Below are 18,203 nucleotides of genomic sequence, written 5' to 3' on the forward strand. Positions count from 1 at the left end.
GAAACATATGATTTTTTACCAACCCTCAACTACTCACTTGTTTTTTCAGACAAAACACGTATTACAGCCTCGTAATACCCGTCTTCAAGTTTATTATCTCGCTGCCTTCTTTCTTCAGAAAGACGATTAACTATGCATGCTATAGTTACAGGCTCATTTTGACGATGCAGGTTAAAAACTGCGTCCCCAAGAATAGTACACAATACTGCATAATGCTCTTCTGGGTTAAATGCATCAAAATCATTACTCATTTTAAACTCCTCTTTCATTGTAAACTTAAATTTAGTATAAATTCAGAAAAAAACAACTTATCGATTACTACGGCCATTACCCTCTTTAACCATATATTTTAGCTGTTATATATGCACTTATGAAACATGATCTAAAAAGACCTGGTCAAATAGCAATTTAACTAAGCTTTTTTCAATGCGCATTTGAATTCCCTGATAAAAGCGTTACACTAGGAAGACCTGCCAGGCTTTCGAAATGTCGTGAGTATATCAGATGTCTATACAGGCATCCTGACAGCCCTTAAGTTAAGCCGCAGACAGAATTTTTTCTGCCCAAACTTTATTCGTGAGCTAACCCTCAAAATTACTAATAAGTAGCTGTTATGTATAGAGAAGATGAGAAACTGACTGATATTATTCTTGGCGAAGCTGTCATAAAAATACTGGATTCTGACGCACAGGTAAGTTTTGAAAGCCTCCTTACTGAACTCGAGTCAATGATGATGGCTGAAAGAAATATCGTAAGAAAAAAAGCAATTCTTTCAGCCATTAATTTGGTTAAAGCTAATCTTAAAAAATTTGAATCAGCTACACCAGGAAGGATAAATACTGGGAGGGAGATTTTATTTTTTTCCAGGTATATCCCCATGAACATACCAGAAAGATAATTAATTTTTGAATTGAAATGTTCAGTTAACCAGGGATGGTTGGATATTTTTGGCTGTTTAATTATAAAGCTAAGGTAAATAATCAACAGACTCATTGCCTAGAAACTAGTTTAGCTTTCAAATCATTAACCATGTTTTGCAGGGCAGTTATCTGATCCTGCTGGGCCTGCATTGCCATTGTCATTTTTGCAATCATAGCAATCGAATCCAGTGTGTACGCTTTTAGTGGGTCCGGCTCATCGTCTTCCTCCAGCCCCTGCCCTGAAACACACTCCGGACTAACATCTTTCAAATCGTTGGCGATAAAACCCAACATTTCAGGCGACTCAGGAATAACATCACCACGTGCTTTCATTTTGAATGTCGCTGTAGCCCAGCGCATTACCTCATCCAGCGCCACCAGCCTGTCATCCAGCGGAGTGTAAACAATATCTTTTTTCAGTCCCCGGTCTGACGTTTTTGTGGTATTCAAGGACCCTACCGCCTCATTGTCTACGTAGAGGTTCATCTTTGAACCATCCCAGCCGTAGCAGTACAGGTTATTCCCGCTGGCGCTGCCGAGTCCCATGTGGGACCTGAATCCTCTGACAGCATCCAGGGTTTGCGGCAGGAACAGGCCATTACCGCTCCATGCACAGACGTCAGTATTACCTCCGACGGTAAGAATGAACGTATTGTCATCCCCGGCTTTCAGAATCACCTTGTCTTTTTTCAGATGCATTACACCTGGCATAGCAACCTTTCCCAAAAATTCCGGGTCGCTGGTAAAGGCCAGTTTTTGCCAGACAGTCCATGATGAAATGCCACTTGCATTGGCGATGCCGGTCCTCACATAACAATTATTATTGTTATGGGGAAAATACATCTGAGTACAACCAGCGGCATTATTTGTTGCATTCTGCATCACCAACAAAGAACCCGCAATTTGCTCTGGATAGTTACGGCTTGCGATGGCGTTAGACGTCGCGCCTTGCGTCCAGAAACCGTCTAAGGTGCCGTTAATTTCATTAAGATTGTTTACTCCTAAACTACCCCGCTTTTTCATATTGTCGACTGTGGCCGCCATCATCTTTGCCCACGTTGCCGCTGTAAAAGTTGAGCTGTCGGCGCGGGTAATGGTCACGTCGCCATTACCGTTAAACAGCTTGTCCAGATTCTGAATATCAAGCTGGGCAAGCTGAAGAATTTTTGTCAGCGATGCGGCCAGGTCGTCTGATATGGTAGCCATAAATTATCCTCGTATTAAACTCCGAGCGCAGCCCGGTAGTAGTCGTCATAAACGGTGGTTTCGATGTAGCCCGGATAGCCGCCGACCGCCCAGGGCCGGATGCTCTCGCCCTCGCGGGGGTCGCTGATATAGCGGCTGGAAAAAGTGGCAGCGATGGTTGCGCGCCATCGTCCGTTAACGTACCCGGCGGCGGCGCACTGGCGGTTCTCGTAGCCGGTCGGATACTGCGGGTCCTGCCTGAGAAACAGATTCGCGCTGACGTTCGACGCCACCGCCAGCGGACTGTCACTGTCGATATCGCCGCCCGGCATCTGCCGCAGATTCAGCGGCAGGCAGTTGCTGTGCCAGACCATCTGCCCGTCGCGGTACATGTAAAATCCTCCGGCCGGTATATTCAGCAGCATGTCTGAGAACACATAAAGTCGTCCGCCGTAAGGGTTATTCGTCACCCGGATAACGTGGCGGCCATTGCCTGACACCTGCTCCCAGACAATCTGGTCGTACTGATTAATGCTCATGTTCAGCGCACGGTGAAAGGCCACCATCCCCTTGTTGAGCGGGACCACTGTTTCAAGGTCCCCCGGCCCTGCCCCGATATCAATAACCTGAACCAGGTTAAACGGCACGAAGTCAGGGGCCAGCTTTATCGTGCGCTGTCCACCCGGATAGTCGTAATACGAAAATCCGCCGTATCCGGTATCTGCGCCCTGTTTTGGTACGGCAAAGACCACAATCTTCACCGCGTTCGGCACGTCCCAGGACACCGTATTGCCGGAGACGGTTACGCTGTAATTTCGTGCCTGATAGGTGGTTGCGGAAAAGTTATTCAGAAGGTAAGCACTGTAGTTCATGCTCTGTGAAGGATAACTCCGGCTGCCGGCACCGGAGGTGTCTATCACATCGATGACGTAGGTGAATGACATCGCATTCAATACATCAAACGATGTCCCGTTAATGAACGTCTGAAAGCCTGCCATTATAGTCTTGCTCCAAAAACGGCCGTTGGCCTGCCCTGGCTGTCGTACCAGACGATGCGGTTATTATCCTGCGCGAAGCGTCCCTGTCCCGGCGTGTTGCCATTAATCTGAATAGTGCCGTTGCGAAAATCAATCTGCAGGCCACTGCTGCCCGGACTGAAATTGTCAGACGAAATCGTGTCTGCAATTTGCAGGCGTCCGATGGCGCCATTTTTTATCTTGGCGCTGTCGATGGCCGCATCCTGAATCATTGCCGTGCGCAGGTACGCGGTCGCGCCACTCACTGCAAACGCCAGTACCCGCCCACCGGCTGCGTTCGGGTTGTAAATCCCGAACGTGTCGGCATCAATCAGAAACTGAGATGAGCCATTACCGTCGATACCCAGCTGAATACCGGCAATGTAAGAGCGGCCCTGCGCATCCACCTGAACCTTAACGCCCCATTGCGCCGACAGCTTACCGGACACATCTGCCAGCGTGGAGGACGTCATCTGAATGGCTGCGGCATTATCTCCCACACTGGCCCGCAACGTGCTCATCTGCTGGGCCACCGCGCCTGATTCATTCGCGATGGTCACATTCACCTCGTTGATGGAGGCGGTGATTTTCGTGGTGTTAGTGACAATTTCTGCGCGCTGCTCGTAGAACCCTCTCATCTGTGCAAACCCGGCCTGAGCAATGGATTCAAACGTCTGATTCAGCCCCGATTCCGCGCCCTCCACGCGCGTTTTAAGCAAGTTCACTGAATCCGTAGTGGCTTTGATATCCTTACCCTGCTGCGTGACCGTTGTGTTGGTTTCCGACAGTGCACTGGCATCTGCCTTCTTACCAAGGCTGGTATTAAGAGACTCAAGGCTCTTAGCCTGCGCCGTCAGCGCGTCACCGTTCTGTTTGACTGAAGTCTGAAGCTGCGTAACTACATCTGCTGTTACGGCGTTGGCCTGTGCATCGGTTATGTCTTCCAGGCGTACATCGTCCACCCACATTGTGCTGCCGGACGTCAGCCAGCTAAACACGGTGAGGCGAATCATCGCATCCGTCTCCGGTTTGTAGTCAATCGTGAACTGTGTCCAGGTCACTGGCGCATCATTGCCGGATTTAAACGAGACGGATTTGATTTCGGAGTTGGTATCACCGGTACGCACGGACAGCTTGGTATTCCCCCATCCGGCGACGGCATCAGCCGCAGAGCATTTGACCATTACTGATGCTCTGTACGTCCTTCCCGCTTTCAGAAGCAGGCCACCCTGCCAGATTTGCGTGCTCGCCGGACCGCTGAAAGCAAAGCAGCGGCTCCCGATATACGGTGAGGCTGTGACAGTGGTGATGTATGCGGTGATGTTTTCCCAGAAATCGGTACCATACTCAGCCCCGCCGTTAATCACCATATTGGTGGCATCAGAGACGGCATCTTTCAGGGATGATCTGAGCGCCGTTGTTGCAGAGGCATTAGCTTCAGTATTCTTCTCAACCTCAGTAAGCCTTTTTCCCTGGTTGCTGACGTCGGTACTCAGCTTCTGCACGGCGCTGGCGTCGGCTTTATCGCCCACGATGTTGGCCAGCCCGGTAATGGCATCCTGCTGGCTTTTTATATCACCTTCCGTAACCGTCACGCGCTGGCTGAGCTGGCTCAGTGCCTGCTGGCTGGCTTTTCCGCCCACATCCGTTTTCAGTTGGGTGATGGCATCCGCCTGCGTGCTGATATCTTTACCCTGCTGCGTCACTTTCGCGTCAAGCGCGGTGGTGGCCGAGGCGTTAGCATTAGCAATCGCCGATGCGCCTGCGCCGAGGCCGATCATGGTGCCGTTAACGAACTCAATCGCAGTCGACACCCGCGCATCCGCCGCACCTGCCACCGGGCTGACCAGTTCCTGCCCGTTGCCCTTCCCGATGCCTTTACAGCCCAGCAGAATGTACGCGCTGCGGGAAACCATCTGGTTCATCGCCTCCCGGCTCCCGCCCAGGCTTTCTATCGCATCATAGATACGCGATTTACTGCCGTTCGGTTCATCATACGTGGTGACGGCCACGTAGGTGCCGCTGGGCATCGCCGCCACTGCATCGTTAAATGCTCCCGAAGCGGCCACGCCGCTGCCGTACAAATCGTAGTTAGTCCGGGTTAACGTCGTTGAACCGTCGGCATTTGTGGAGAAAACAACGAGCATGTAGGACCGTGCCGGCGTGGCGACTTTCGTACCATCCTCTTTGAAAATACCCGCCGCCGTAATGCCGCCCGTGCCGCCGCTGCCGACCGACACAGCCCGAAAGACGGTACGCCGTCCGATACTGGCCTGCACCTGCGTCAGCGCGGTACCCTGCGCGTCCACGGTATCGCCGATGGCTTTCACTTTGCCGTCAAGCGTGGTCAGCGCACCGGCGTCGGCTTTTGTCTCAATGGCTTTTGCGTCAGTAATATCCATGACGCGAACAAAATCGACATCCATCGACCCGGCCCCGAGGTAAGAGCCAATGCTGATCCTGACCTGAATGTCCGAGGTGGCAGGGGTATAGTCAAACGACCGTTCAACCCACGACACCGGAAGCGGGTTTTCACCCCGGCCAAAAGGAACCGACGCGATGTGATCGTTGGTGGCATCATTGCGAATGGCCAGCTTCGTATTCCCGGTACCGAGATCGACCGCATCCGCAGAGAACCGGCATACAGCCGACACCCGGTAAGTGCGCCCCTTCAGCAGCAGGATATTTTTCTGGATCAGGGACGACGTGCCGTTGAATGCAGAAAACCGGAGAAACCTGTTACCGCTGAACGCCCCGCCACTGATAATGCTCTGGTACTGGCGGTTGGCCGCGTCATCCCAGAAATCAAAATCAGACTCAAACGATCCGTTGGTCAGCATGTTATCGGCTTCGATATTGCTGTACTTAAGCGCCGCGCTGATGTTCGTAATGGCATTACCTTGCGCCGTCTGCCCATCGGTCAGGGCCGACAATGACTGCTGCACCGCCGCTTTGTTGCTGTTGAAGTTCGTCTCCAGTGCTTCAACGTCTTCGGCGATAGCTTTCTCTGCAGTGATACGCACCTGACGTTCGTTGTAAACCAGACCGCTGGTCAGTTTAGACGGATCGATACCGTCGTTACCGCCGCGCAGCTGGGCCGCCAGGGTGTTACGTGCCGTGGCCTCCGCAGCGTCTGCCGAAATACGCGCCGTCGACTCATCCTCCAGTGCAGCCGTACTTGCACCCGGTGCAGGACGCCCGACCGCTATCCAGTCAATCAGAAAATAGTCACTGGCCGTCTGTGCATTACTCAGATCGAGACGGAACTGCACCACGTTCGCCAGGGCACTCCACTTAATATCACTGAAATCAACGGTAGCCACGCCGCCTGCGTCAAATGCAGGCTCCGGCAGGGTTATCATCCGGGCATCGGCAAACTGTCCGGCTGTACCGGTCCAGCGTAACTGACCTGCCCATACGGGTTTACCGGTACGGATGATCCGCAACTTCACAAATTTGTATGATGCCGCGTCAATGTTCAGCCCTGCAGGAGACGTCACATACGGATCGGTTGCATGGTTCGCGGGACGCAGGCAATTATCCACCACTGTTGGCGTACCGTTACCGGTCCAGCCCTCAACGCTCGCAGAATTAAAATGCCAGATTTTCAGTGAATCGAACTGTGTGCCGCTACCCGCTGCTACCTGGGCGATCGACCGCGCCAGTGAGTCCGTTTTGTTCTGAATGATCAGATTGGTTTCAGAAATTGCCGCTTCGCGTGTAAGTTTCTCGTTAAGCAGTCCATTTGCGGCATCCGCTGCTACTTTCTGGTCCTGCTGGGCGCGCGCGGTAGCCTCCGCCGCGATCGCTGCTGTACGGTCGCCAGCTTCTTTGGTAAGCGCCTGGCTGCGGGCCGTTGTTTCCTTCAAAATCGCAGCGGCGCGATCGCTGGCTTCTTTGGTGAGGGCGGCGGCACGGTCAGTAACTTCTTTAGAGATCGCAGTCTGTTTGTCCTGAATCGACTTATCCAGCTCTTTGTACGTGTCGGTGTCGCGGATCGCCTCGTCCATGTTGTCGATATAGTCAGCGACATTATCAGCCGGAATACCGCTGACCCAGCCAGTCCACGCGCTCTGGTTGCCGGTTTTGTCCACCAGCCGCGCGCGGTACCAGAATGTGACGCCGAATTTCAGGCCGAGCTGCTGGTAAGTTTTTTGCGGGTAAGGCACATCAGCCAGCAACAGCGGATTTGTGCCGGTTGCAGTCGCGCTGTACTGGATCTCGGTTTTAAGCGTATCCCCGGTCCCGGCCGGAAATTCCCAGTTCAGCATGACGCCAAAAATAATGCCCTGCGTTGAAAGACCAACAGGTGCGGAAGGTGATCCAACTTTACCAGTCAGCGTTTGCTCAGGTGAATAACCCCAGCCACTGGAAATTTCAGCGGCATTCATTGCGCGAACACGGACCAGATAACGGCCTGTGTAAATGGCCGGTACCTCAAAGCTGTTCGTGGCGCTGCGCGGAACATTAACCCAGTTACCTTCGTTACGGCGCCACTGTGCTTCATAGGCGATAGCATTGACAGCAGGCTCCCAGGTGGCACGCATTGTTTCAACGCTCACGCCCTGATTCACCACGGAATAACTGTCGATCAGGATGTTTTCTGGTGTCGCCTGATTACCGGGCGGAATAACGCTTATCGGACGCGGCTCGATGATCGCCCCGGTATCAATTCGTGCGTATTTGTCCGGATCGTGTGACGCGGCAGCAATGGTAAAAGTGCCATCATTATTATCGGAAACGCTGACCACGCGATACTGCTGCGCGTACAGTTCGTCGGACTCTACCACCCACACGCCTTCTGCCTGGGGGGTTTCGCTGAAAGCCGTTGTGACGGTAACAATTCGCCCGCTGATTTCCTGAATAGTACGCGTCTGAGCCGCGCCGGAAGGCAGGTTCAGGATTAAGCGATCGCCGGCCTTAGCATCAGCCTTGCGATCAAGAGTGATCACGCGGCCACTTACAGCGCTGATGCGCCCACCCGTCACTTTACCGGACAGCATTTCATCGGCGACCGCGATAATGTAGCCCGGCTGCGGGATATTACCGTCCAGCCCGACAGAGAACGTCACGACGCGATCTTTATTGTTGGTCAGGATGCCCCAGCGGCCTTTTCGGTTGGCTTCTGACTGACGGGTACAGCCGATTGCGGTCATTTCAAGCTGGTTGAAACCATAGCGAGCAACCAGGGCCTGTTCAAATACAGGCTCCATTGCATCACTGTAACCATTTTGTGGATCTGAATACGAAACCAGCGCATTCGTATAGCGGGTTTTGGCCGTGCTGCTGCTGTACGTGAACAGGCCATCAATGACATTAGCACGGGTATAGCTGAAGTCGATATCGCGTGGCATATCGGCCAGCGCAACGATCTTATCCCCGCCCCAGTACGTCATACCCCGAAAAATTGCAGCGAAGTCACGTATGACCGTATAAGCATCGTTGCGATCCTGGATATAAACGTCACACTTATAGCGCGGCTCGGTACCGTTGCCACCCTTACCATCAGGGACAGGCTGATCGCAGTATTGCGCAACCTGGTAGAGAATCCACTTATCGATATTCTCTGCGGTCAGACGATTACCCAGCCCGAAGCGCTCAGTCACGACCAGATCGTAAAATATCCACGCCGGGTTATCCGTCCATGCCCATTTAAAGCTACCAGTCCACGTACCACTGTATCTGCGGGTCAACGGATCATAGTTATCCGGCACGCGCACAACGCGCATTTTAGGTTCACAGGAAACCTGTGGAATATTACCGTTAAACTGACTGGAGTCGAATTCAATATATAACAGCGCCGTATTAGGGTAGCGGAGCTTGGCGTCAATAACTTCCGTGTAGCTTTGCAGCGTCATTGTATCGCCGATTTTCGCACTATGTGCATCAGCGGTAAGCTTACGAATGCGCACGGTCCAGCCCCGGCTGGCACGCGGTAAATCAATCCGGTGGCTGCGCTCATAACCTGAAGTGGTTTTGCCTGACACCGATGTATTAAGCACTGTCTGCCAGGTGCCGCCGTCGGTCTGCAAATCGACAGCGTAATTAATAATATTGCCGACTAAATCGCCGTTATTCTGCTGTCTGAAAATAGACGGCCATTTAAGGCGAAGGCGCACGGCGGACAACTGCATATTATTGAAGGTATGAGTCCACGCGGTATCGCTTGAAATCTCAGAGCCAACATTAATTTCGTTTACCGTAACCGGCATACCCTGAATATAGGTTTGCGCCTGGGTGCCGGGACGGAATTCCCATTTAACACCGGAAAAGTTTTCCGACCCATCACTGTTTATCAGTGGCGTGCCGTCAAGAAAAATACTCTTCCCGTCCAGCCCACCTTCAAACTCACCTTCGCCAAGCGCGAGCAGGATTTTTGCTTTTGCGATCGACTGCAGGTCGTCCGGTTGTTCTACGGGCGTGCGTTGTTTAGAGCCGCCGCCTTTGCGTCCTTTAATCTGGTTTGCCATATTGCACCCATAAAAAAACCGCCGGGCGGCGGTCTGAACTGTGGAGGTATTTTATTGCTGGTCTTCGACGTAAATCCCGGCTGAAAGCACTGCACCACCGATGCGCCGTTTACCGTAGCCCAACGGAACGGGATAACCCTGGGCAGTGGTGTTGGTTACGCTACCGAAGGCATAAGAGGCGCGGTTATCCGGATCCTGCTTACTGGCAAGCCCTGAGGGTTGCGGGGAAAGTAGCTGAACAACACCACCTATAGCCATTGATGCGCCTATAGCCGCAACCGTTCCCCAACTTCCAGCAAATGCAGTTCCGCCGATACCAACTGCTGCTCCACCAGTTACGAAAGCCGCCACGGTAACGAGGGCTACCCCTAAAATAGTTTGAAACATCCCAGCTCTCTTACTACCAATTATTACTGGAACGATTCGTACAACCTCATCTGAAACGGGAAAACCTAAGTCATCAATGCTAATATTTTTCTTTCCACTAAAGACAGAAAACGTTAAGCCACGACGCTTGCTGGATATCATAAATTGTTCAAATCCCTTTACAGTGGCTGCTAAAGCTCGGGTAGCCTCATGTGTCGTTCTGATTAAGCGGAAATGTGTTTTTCCAAATGTCTTACCAAGAATTCCCGAAAGTTCAATCCTTATCATTATCTCTTTCATAATGTCCTCATAAAAAAACCTGCCGTAGCAGGTCATGTAATTTTATAAGCATCGTTTTATGCCATTAACTCTTTCGTCAACACGATAACCAAACAATGCTCTCTGGTGATAAAAGTTAATGTGTGTTACGCCATTATCAGTGTACACATCGGCAATCTCACTTTGCGATTCCGAATAAATTGATTTGCCATTTTTGAGAGAAACATAATCTTGAATAAACACATTGCCATAACGAAAGACATTTTTTTGCCATTCATTCAAGATGCAATTAGAAACTACATCTGTTGATTTTGTAGAAGAAGTTGTATAGTCAGGCTTCTTTTCTCGTAGCTCTTGCATATTAACGCAGGCAGACAATGTAATTATAGAAATTGAAACCAGTAATTTTTTCATTGATATATTCCTTTCAAGAGGTCTACATCATGATAACAGATTAACATGCCTCAGGATCTTCATTGTGCGCTCCTGCCAGTATCCGCCATAAGGCACCCGGTTACTCAGCATCCCGTACATATGGTGCATCATCATGTTGCCTTCCAGCATGATCCCCGCGTGATTCCATTTAGCCGACTGCACCTGCATGATAATAAGATCCCCCGGTTGCGGGTTGCCGGTGAACTCACGAAAACCACATTCATACCAGCAGTCCTGATAAAAGTTATCAATGTACTGGTCCTCCCACCACGGGTAATCCACGCGGTAATCGCGTAGCTCTATACCATACGTCTGGCGATAGTGGCTCATCACCAGCCCCCAGCAGTCTAAATGACCGAGCACAAAAGGGCGCTCCAGCAATGGCAGTTCACCCCGCGGCTGAATGGTCCGTAAATCACCGTCCGGCCAGCTTACGATATGCCAGGGTAACAGCGTGGCGTCACACTGCGCTTTATCCAGTTCGCTCGGCTGCGTCGTGGCGTCGGGATGACTGTGCACGATAGCAGTGACTGCGCCCCAGTCTTCGGCAAGAGCATAATCCTCCGGAGACAGGTGAAAGTGTTCCTCTGGCTCGGTAGCCAGATTGCGGCACGGAAAGTAACGCTCGACGCGGCTTTTTTGCGCCACCACGCCGCAGCACTCGCGCGGGTATTCCAGCTCCGCATGCGCCATAATCGCTGAAAGAGTTTTTTCGCGCATGTCAGCTCCTGATTAGCGACGTGCCGGGAAAGCCACCAAAAGGCAGCTCGTTATTTTCGCCGAACCGTAGTTTGCAGGCGGTCAGCGTGCCGTTGCACTCGTCGCGAGACGGATCATCGACAGGCTTGTTATTTTTATCGAAGTAGCGGGTCCCGGCATAATCACATCCATCGCCGGAGCGGTATTTATTACGGATACACCAGGTACAGAGCGAATGTAGCTGCCGCGTGGGGATCATCAGCCCCTGTAAGTCCATCGGGCTGGACAGCGTAAATTCTACAATTTCATTTGTTTCGCTGTTCTTCGAATCGATGTACCAGACCTGCGTTTTTTCCTGCGTCGGATCCGCTGATGGATTGCCACCAGGGAAGTTTCGCGCGTCAAGGTATGCGGTCAGCGTGTCCCGGATGATTACTTTCGCCTGGAGAAGATCGTCATAGGCCAGGCACAAAGCCGTGATCGAGCTGTCCAGATTAGCGACCGTCAGTTTAGGCTGGGCACCGGCACCCGTAGTCGATGCCCCGATGTCCTCAATCTGACAGGGCCACGCTTTGTACTCTTCCCCCTGCCACCAGATAGATTTAGCTGTCAGCTTTTTCTCATCGCCGCCGGCGGCCTGAATTTCTTCCGGTGTATGGGCGATATTATGCGAATGAAAACGCATCGCATCACTGATGCCAAATGCGGTACCGTCAACAACAAAAAGCCGGACAGTGTTGCCCGGCTCCAGCTTCTGGTAATCACTGTTTAAACTCATGGTGCAAATGCCTGTGTAAAAGTTGCGGTGATGGTGAGAAGCGTTTTACCCCTCGCTGATTTTTTCAGGCTGTCGGGTTCAACACGCCAGAGCGCGAGCTCGCCGAACGGTGGTGTAAAAGAAAATGCTTTCGTTTTGTGGCGTCGCAGGAATGCATGTATCTCAAGCGCGGTGTCCGGCCTCCCGGTAAACGAGAAATCATATGTCAGAGTTTCATCGTTAATACCGGAGCCGGACACCTGCGCATAGCCGTCACCAAACTGTGCCTTTCTCACCACATCCTTACTGCTGGTAGTGGGCTGACTGGCTGCCTGAATGCGCCAGCCGAAATGTTCAATCGCCATTATTTACCTCTGCTTTGACCCACCCCAGAGGATCCCGCCGGGGCGACTTTCACGGGCAATACCGTCACGGACCGCTTTATCAATAACCTGCTGATAAGCGCGGCCAAGCTGATCGTTGTTACCTTTCGGCTGTGCGTTATCCTGCTGTGTGGTAACGCTGACAGGCGCGTAGACGTTGACACCAAAAGGAGAGGCACCCGCCGGGCTTCCACTGCCACCCACCAGCCCGCCTGTGGCATATCCACGCATAAGCCGGTAAAGATTGCCGACGCCAAGCCGGCTGGTGGCCTTTTTATGGAAAACGAACTCGCCGCGGTGAACAATCCCAGCAGGATCATACTTGCCGCCATGCCCCGTAAAGCCGCCACCGTCGTAACCGGGTGGGCGAAATGACGGTACCGCCAGAGACTGCCCGGTAGCAGGCATTTGAGCATTGCCCGAAATCCAGCCCATCGCGCTCTGAAGGGTGTATGCCACCAGCAACTGATTAGTGACCGACGCGATCATCTTCAGTATGGATGTTGTAAATTCCTTAAAGCTGGCCTTGCCGGTGGTGGTCAGCATGGTGAGCTGGTTCGCCAGTCCACTAAACGTCGACTGTGAAATCTGCTGAACGGAGGAAAACACATTCAAAGCTGAGTCCTGATATTCAGCCCAGCCTTTTTTGGCACCCGCCTGCCAGTCACTGCGAAGCTTATCCTCCGCTGCGTAATAATCATTAGCGGCGGTCAGTTGTTGCCTGAAACCGACGTCATCCAGACTACCGCCAGCATTCAGCCAGCCACTGCGCAATTGCGACAGCGCAGTCTCCCGGCTCGCCAGCCTGTCACTCATCACGACACCAGATTTAAGCGCAGCCTGCTTCTCTGCCATCTGAGTGGCATATTTGCTGGCCGTATCCATCCGTTTGTTCAGTTGCTCCTGGGCGGTGATCTGATCGCCAAGCAATGCTTTTTGCCGTGCCAGTTCCAGCACTTGGTCTTTGCTTGCCAGCAGAGACTGTTCCTGCTTCGATAACTGCCGGGTGCGTGCGGCTGCCTCGAGGACAGCAAACTTAGATTCAGTGGTATACAGGTCTTTGCGCTGCTGACTGATGGTGTCATTAACAGAGCGGTGTTCCTGAAGAGTTTTTAACTGTGCCTGAAGGGACAGTAGTTCGGTCTGCCCGGCATCCTCCAGGCGCTCACCGGCAGGAACGGTGTAGCCTTTCGCTTTGGGATTTTTAGAAGGGTGAAAGTCCTTATTGATCTGAGCAACTGCCCTCGTTCTTTCTTCTTCACTCCATAGCTCAGGTGCTTTGGCAACCTTTGACCAGAGGACAGTCAATGCGGCTGATCGCTGCTGCTGCCATGAGATATTTTTCGAGAGGATTTGATTCTGATAGATCAGAGATTCCGTCCGATCCTCATCAGCTTTTTTCGCCCTGGCCTGGGCTTCTGAATACCCTTCCTGAGATTTAACGACGAACTCGAGTTCTTTCTCCTGCTGACGTAATGCCAGTAACTCCTTATTTGCAGCACCGCCGTCACCGATGTTACCCATCCCGAAAATACCGGGACGCGATTGATCGGTTATTTCCTTAATCCTTTTCCTGACGCTTTCAAGCTGGTCAGCAGAAGTTTGCTTACGACCAATACCTAATGCAGCATCCCAGTATGCTTTCCACGTATCAGACACTCCCCGAACCACCCGGTCGATCAGACCGAGATTATCAAGAACCTGTTGACTGCGTTGCTGCTCGGCCTGTCCATAAGCCGTGGCTGCTGCTTCTCCTGCAGCCTCTTTATATCCTCGCTTCTCAAGAGATGAGATATATTCATACTGCGCTGATGAGAGATAATGAAGCTGGCTATTCAGCTCCTCAGAAGCTTTGGCTGGTGAGTCATAAAGTTTCCGGAAGTTAGCTATCGTAGTTTCAACTGATTGCCCAACAGCATCCTCCATTGCTGCAGCCGTCCTGGCTACAACCTCTAGTTTGCTGCCATCAAACTTTCCCGTGCCGACAATTTTTGCCAGAGTAGCCGATGCCTCGCCGATGGTTACACCTGCATCGTCAGCTATTTGCCTGGAAAGCTGGCCGAGCTGGCCTGCTGTTTTGCCGGCGTAACTCCCGGTAAGAATGAGTTGTTTATTGAACTCCTCAGCCTCTTTCGTGCCTTTATACCATGCTGTCGCCAGGAGAGATGCGACACCAACCAGCCCTCCCATTGCTGCTCTGGTAGGGGTCAAAAAACGTAGCAAGCCTTGACCATGTTCAACATTTTCAGCCAGGGAGTTGGCATTTTCAGAAAGCGATTCTGAAGAGTCATCCGTGGCCTCTTTGAAGCCAAGTAGTTCCTCTTTAATGAAACGGAGGAGACCACCTATACCTCCAAACGAATCACTTATTTGGCCCCCCTGCTGGATAAGAACCATCCATAGTGGCATTCCGCCAGCGATGGACGTTGCAATATCTGTAAACTGCGCCGGCAACATTCTTAATGCCTGCCGGTACTGGCCGGCGCTGATCCCGCCTTTCTTCCACGCTTCATCCTGCTCACGAAGCTTTGCGATTAAAGGAGCAGCCTGCTGGGAAACACCGAGCTGGGCTGCTTTCATATTCAGCAGCTCAGTATGCGATAGCGTCTGTGCATCGACCTGAGATTTGAGTTGTTCAATAAAACGCGCCCTGGTCCTCTCCGCCGTTTCCTCAGCCCGCTGCAAATCTTTCTGTCGGGCTGTTGTCTGGGATAACAGGGCGAGATAGTCCTGCTGCGTGATGTTCCCCTTGTCTCGCTCCCGACGAATCCGTTCCTGAATGGATGATAATGAGGACGTTTCACCTGTTAGTTTGCTGACGCTATCTATTTCACGGTAAAAGGAGGCTGCCAGCGCATCCTGCTGGTGCGCCAGCTGTGATGAGCGGGATTCATTTTCCCGTAGCTGCTGAGTTAACGCGGCAATCCGCTGATGGGCATCATCAACAGACCGGCTAACCGCCTGCATATTTGTACTGAGTCCAGCTGTGGCAGATGTCTGGCTGGACTGCATTTCAGATATTGCCGCAGAATTACCCGCGGCGGCTCTTGATAATGCAGCAGCCTGAGCGGCGGCTGCCTGCTGCATTCGCGACTGAACCTTGTCCGTTTCGTTAGCCAGGCCGCTGAACTGGTTTTTTATTCTGGCGACCTGCTCAGTAAACGTTGCGCTGTCAAGATCGAGATTAATAACCAGATCGCTAATCTGCTGGGCCATACCGGGTGCCTCCTGTGATCCCCTCCGCGGCCAGCATCATGGCATCGTCATCCTGTTCGTTATCCGCTGCGATCCCGGCTGACGGTGACAACAGGCTGAAATTTGCAGGGGTGATATCCGGATCCCGGTGCATGAGGGTAGAAATGGTGTAGAGCAGAGATGAAAAATGCGCATCCAGCTGCGCGTCCTGAAAAAAACGCTCCCGATAAAACAGATGCCAGTCCCCCAGTTCAGAGGACGTCATGCCAGCCAGCATGGCACGCCAGTCGGGCCGCCCAAACTCGCGCGCCAGCTTCAGGACAAAATCAAGCTCGCTGGCTAGGACTTTTCCACCGTAACAGCCTCATCATCCTCTGCATCGGCGTGGCTGGAATCGTCCTCAGGCTGCGGCTCATCAACGATCGGCGTAATCATCCCCGACAGGGTTTTAACGGCAACCTCTGCCTGACCGATGGCCCCGGCGGGCCACGAACTCATGACCTGACTGAACAGCTCATCCTCAGATGGTCCTGCGGGATCATTGTGCCAGAGTGAATACGAAATCAGTCGGGCGCTGTTGCGAATGCTCATACCTATCAGCTGAGTAGTCATTGCCTGCTCGCTCAGCTCGTCGCCAGCGGTCGCCAGTGCCTTTTCTTCACCGGCCAGATACTGCAGATAATTAATGCGCTGCAGCGCTGACAGCTCATACAGGGTGGTTGTCTGTCCGTTAAATTCAAAAGGTTCTTTCTTCAAAAACATACTGTTATCCTCAGGAGGCTGTAACGGTCAGCTTACAGGTTGCAACAAAGTTGCCGTCGTTGCTCATCACAATAACGTCGACAGAGCCCGCCGCAACGCCGGTGATAATCAGTGATTTGCCACTGACTGTTACCGTGGCTTTGCTGCCGTCTGAGGTGGCCGCACGGAATGACTGATCCGATGCGCTGGCAGGGAGAAACGAAACATTTACGGTGTTGGTGGCACCGACAGCTACGCTGGCCGTGGCTTTATCGAGTTTAACGCCAGTGACCACAATAGCAGAGCTGCCGCTCTCCTCCGCCAGTCCAGGCTTGCCGGTGTTGGTGATTTTCGCAGTGCGGGTGATCACCTCTTTCACGGGAATGGCTTTGCCCAGGCTGCTGCACCAGCCCCTGAAAACGTCAACGGCACTGTTAGGATATTTAATTTTATAGGCCCGAATGGAACCATCGCTAAACCATGCCACCAGCGACTTTTGGCCGTCTTCGCCCGGCTTCCATGCCAGCGTCAGCGACGTATCACCTGCCGATTTTGCGCCCTGGGCCGTTGCCGTCCAGTCGGCATTTTCATCATCCAGGTAAGTGTCGTCGTACGACTCCGCCGTCATTTCACCCGGCGTTAATTCTTTAATTTTTGCCAGCCGCTGCCAGTCGGTATCTGACAGCGGGTTACTGTAGGGATTGCCCGTTCCGGTATACATCCAGAGCGTCGTTCCGGCACCTTTTACAGGAGCCAGTGGGTTTGGTGTAGGCATTTTTTCCTCACATTTCGTAATTAATTGAGTATTTGAGATCGGCTGAACTCCACAGTGCCAGGCTATCATCGCGCTGATATTCGTAACCCTGTGGAACCATCACGGTAATAAGCCTGGCCAGCGCCGGAATGTCCGATATTGCAGAGTAAATCCGCGATTCAACCCACATATCCAGCTCCGAATCAGGAACCTGGGCAGGCAGGAAAATCTCTATGTGCAGCGTTGCCTGCCAGGTGTCGCAGTCCATATTCTCACCGGTGTACTCCGCATCAGATAAATAAACCGCGATAGCCGGAAAATCTTCTTCTTCAATAACGGCAGGACGGCCATCGAAATAAATGACGCTATCCCCGACAGCGATTTCCAGTGCGTCTATAACCGCAGAACGTATTTCGGTATGTTTCATCGTTTAAAATACAGCCTCAGTTGCTGCCGCAGTGCGGCAGTAAGTTGCTTCGGCATGTCTTCTTCCAGCATGCGTTTTTTCTCCTGCTCAAAAGCCGCGGTCAGCGGTTCGACCAGGGGAACCTTCACAACGTCGATGGGATATCGGCTTTTGCCATTTACGCGCCGCATTACCTGCCAGCGGCCATTGGCTAATTGCTGCAGAAAGGCATTCCTGAAAAGGTATTTTCCGACCTTCAGGACGCTGCCCTTCTTCAAAAGCGTCCCTTTCTTCCTTGTTAGCCTTACCTGTACCGGCCCGAGTTTTTTAGCGGGCAGATTTCCGCGATTGACCCGGATCCGGCATTTTTTGCCGGATGTAGACGCTTTGCTGAGCCTGACGCGCTGTCTTATGATCCGGACCGGTAATCCCTTGACCCTGTTATCTCCGGCAACTGCCTCGCGGGCCACAATCCGGACAGCGCGAGTTATTGCCGATGCTGCAACCTTGTTGATTGCCCAGACGCTGGCATGGGGAACCATAGTCCGGTCAAGACTGTTCAGGTTGGCTATAATCTGCTCCAGTCCCTTCATTCCC

Annotated in this window: 16 protein-coding genes; 1 reads left to right on the forward strand and 15 read right to left on the reverse strand. The window is 52.3% G+C overall.

The annotated features are described in order from the left end of the window. Positions 1-29: 29 nt before the first annotated feature. Complete coding sequence (locus AC791_RS15330) at positions 30-251, reverse strand: hypothetical protein (protein WP_049841273.1); 222 nt, start codon at positions 249-251, stop codon at positions 30-32. A gap of 362 nt (positions 252-613) precedes the next feature. Between AC791_RS15330 and AC791_RS15335 the strand changes: the two genes are divergently transcribed. Then, a complete protein-coding gene (locus AC791_RS15335) occupies positions 614-898 on the forward strand; it encodes a hypothetical protein (RefSeq protein ID WP_049841274.1) in 285 nt (94 codons plus the stop codon). Positions 899-989: 91 nt separating this feature from the next. On the opposite strand, the gene AC791_RS15340 is transcribed toward AC791_RS15335, so the two are convergent. The 14 genes from AC791_RS15340 to AC791_RS15405 form a co-directional block, all read right to left on the reverse strand. Further along, positions 990-2,126, reverse strand: coding sequence for a pyocin knob domain-containing S74 family peptidase (locus AC791_RS15340; RefSeq protein WP_049841275.1), 1,137 nt, complete (start codon positions 2,124-2,126; stop codon positions 990-992). Positions 2,127-2,140: 14 nt separating this feature from the next. Next, positions 2,141-3,103 (reverse strand): hypothetical protein, encoded by a 963-nt coding sequence (locus tag AC791_RS15345; RefSeq protein WP_049841276.1) that lies wholly within the window; start codon positions 3,101-3,103, stop codon positions 2,141-2,143. Next, a complete protein-coding gene (locus tag AC791_RS20215; protein ID WP_077264646.1) occupies positions 3,103-9,591 on the reverse strand; it encodes a phage tail tip fiber protein in 6,489 nt (2,162 codons plus the stop codon). The genes AC791_RS15345 and AC791_RS20215 overlap by 1 nt, the downstream gene beginning before the upstream one ends. Before the next feature lie 51 nt (positions 9,592-9,642). Then, positions 9,643-10,257, reverse strand: coding sequence for a tail assembly protein (locus AC791_RS15355; protein WP_049841652.1), 615 nt, complete (start codon positions 10,255-10,257; stop codon positions 9,643-9,645). Between the two features lie 42 nt (positions 10,258-10,299). Beyond that, positions 10,300-10,650, reverse strand: a complete 351-nt coding sequence (locus AC791_RS20220) for a hypothetical protein (protein WP_049841277.1) — start codon at positions 10,648-10,650, stop codon at positions 10,300-10,302. Positions 10,651-10,677: 27 nt separating this feature from the next. Next, complete coding sequence (locus tag AC791_RS15365) at positions 10,678-11,391, reverse strand: C40 family peptidase (protein ID WP_049841278.1); 714 nt, start codon at positions 11,389-11,391, stop codon at positions 10,678-10,680. 1 nt (position 11,392) lies between these two features. Beyond that, on the reverse strand, positions 11,393-12,148 hold the full coding sequence (locus AC791_RS15370) for a phage minor tail protein L (RefSeq protein ID WP_049841279.1): 756 nt from the start codon (positions 12,146-12,148) through the stop codon (positions 11,393-11,395). Continuing rightward, entirely contained in the window at positions 12,145-12,492 is a 348-nt protein-coding gene (locus AC791_RS15375) for a phage tail protein (RefSeq protein ID WP_049841280.1), read from the reverse strand. The genes AC791_RS15370 and AC791_RS15375 overlap by 4 nt, the downstream gene beginning before the upstream one ends. Positions 12,493-12,495: 3 nt before the next feature. Then, positions 12,496-15,726 (reverse strand): phage tail tape measure protein, encoded by a 3,231-nt coding sequence (locus AC791_RS15380; protein WP_049841281.1) that lies wholly within the window; start codon positions 15,724-15,726, stop codon positions 12,496-12,498. Further along, positions 15,710-15,982: a phage tail assembly protein T gene (locus AC791_RS15385; protein ID WP_049841282.1), complete on the reverse strand. Its 273-nt coding sequence runs from the start codon at positions 15,980-15,982 to the stop codon at positions 15,710-15,712. Before AC791_RS15385 ends, AC791_RS15380 begins: the two co-directional genes overlap by 17 nt. Before the next feature lie 62 nt (positions 15,983-16,044). Then, positions 16,045-16,467, reverse strand: coding sequence for a phage tail assembly chaperone G (gene gpG / locus AC791_RS15390; RefSeq protein ID WP_049841283.1), 423 nt, complete (start codon positions 16,465-16,467; stop codon positions 16,045-16,047). Positions 16,468-16,477: 10 nt separating this feature from the next. Beyond that, positions 16,478-17,221 (reverse strand): phage tail protein, encoded by a 744-nt coding sequence (locus AC791_RS15395; RefSeq protein WP_049841284.1) that lies wholly within the window; start codon positions 17,219-17,221, stop codon positions 16,478-16,480. A gap of 7 nt (positions 17,222-17,228) precedes the next feature. Beyond that, positions 17,229-17,627: a phage minor tail U family protein gene (locus AC791_RS15400; protein ID WP_049841285.1), complete on the reverse strand. Its 399-nt coding sequence runs from the start codon at positions 17,625-17,627 to the stop codon at positions 17,229-17,231. Continuing rightward, positions 17,624-18,199: a phage tail protein gene (locus AC791_RS15405; RefSeq protein WP_049841653.1), complete on the reverse strand. Its 576-nt coding sequence runs from the start codon at positions 18,197-18,199 to the stop codon at positions 17,624-17,626. The genes AC791_RS15400 and AC791_RS15405 overlap by 4 nt, the downstream gene beginning before the upstream one ends. Positions 18,200-18,203: the final 4 nt, after the last annotated feature.

The sequence above is a fragment of the Klebsiella sp. RIT-PI-d genome (genome assembly GCF_001187865.1).
Classification (GTDB): Bacteria; Pseudomonadota; Gammaproteobacteria; order Enterobacterales; family Enterobacteriaceae; genus Superficieibacter.

What these genes read in the sequence shown, in the direction of transcription:
- AC791_RS15330 (WP_049841273.1), bottom strand. Translation starts at nt 251, where the DNA reads ATGAGTAATGATTTTGATGCATTTAACCCAGAAGAGCATTATGCAGTA.
- AC791_RS15335 (WP_049841274.1), top strand. Translation starts at nt 614, where the DNA reads ATGTATAGAGAAGATGAGAAACTGACTGATATTATTCTTGGCGAAGCT.
- AC791_RS15340 (WP_049841275.1), bottom strand. Translation starts at nt 2,126, where the DNA reads ATGGCTACCATATCAGACGACCTGGCCGCATCGCTGACAAAAATTCTT.
- AC791_RS15345 (WP_049841276.1), bottom strand. Translation starts at nt 3,103, where the DNA reads ATGGCAGGCTTTCAGACGTTCATTAACGGGACATCGTTTGATGTATTG.
- AC791_RS20215 (WP_077264646.1), bottom strand. Translation starts at nt 9,591, where the DNA reads ATGGCAAACCAGATTAAAGGACGCAAAGGCGGCGGCTCTAAACAACGC.
- AC791_RS15355 (WP_049841652.1), bottom strand. Translation starts at nt 10,257, where the DNA reads ATGAAAGAGATAATGATAAGGATTGAACTTTCGGGAATTCTTGGTAAG.
- AC791_RS20220 (WP_049841277.1), bottom strand. Translation starts at nt 10,650, where the DNA reads ATGAAAAAATTACTGGTTTCAATTTCTATAATTACATTGTCTGCCTGC.
- AC791_RS15365 (WP_049841278.1), bottom strand. Translation starts at nt 11,391, where the DNA reads ATGCGCGAAAAAACTCTTTCAGCGATTATGGCGCATGCGGAGCTGGAA.
- AC791_RS15370 (WP_049841279.1), bottom strand. Translation starts at nt 12,148, where the DNA reads ATGAGTTTAAACAGTGATTACCAGAAGCTGGAGCCGGGCAACACTGTC.
- AC791_RS15375 (WP_049841280.1), bottom strand. Translation starts at nt 12,492, where the DNA reads ATGGCGATTGAACATTTCGGCTGGCGCATTCAGGCAGCCAGTCAGCCC.
- AC791_RS15380 (WP_049841281.1), bottom strand. Translation starts at nt 15,726, where the DNA reads ATGGCCCAGCAGATTAGCGATCTGGTTATTAATCTCGATCTTGACAGC.
- AC791_RS15385 (WP_049841282.1), bottom strand. Translation starts at nt 15,982, where the DNA reads ATGCTGGCTGGCATGACGTCCTCTGAACTGGGGGACTGGCATCTGTTT.
- gpG (WP_049841283.1), bottom strand. Translation starts at nt 16,467, where the DNA reads ATGTTTTTGAAGAAAGAACCTTTTGAATTTAACGGACAGACAACCACC.
- AC791_RS15395 (WP_049841284.1), bottom strand. Translation starts at nt 17,221, where the DNA reads ATGCCTACACCAAACCCACTGGCTCCTGTAAAAGGTGCCGGAACGACG.
- AC791_RS15400 (WP_049841285.1), bottom strand. Translation starts at nt 17,627, where the DNA reads ATGAAACATACCGAAATACGTTCTGCGGTTATAGACGCACTGGAAATC.
- AC791_RS15405 (WP_049841653.1), bottom strand. Translation starts at nt 18,199, where the DNA reads ATGAAGGGACTGGAGCAGATTATAGCCAACCTGAACAGTCTTGACCGG.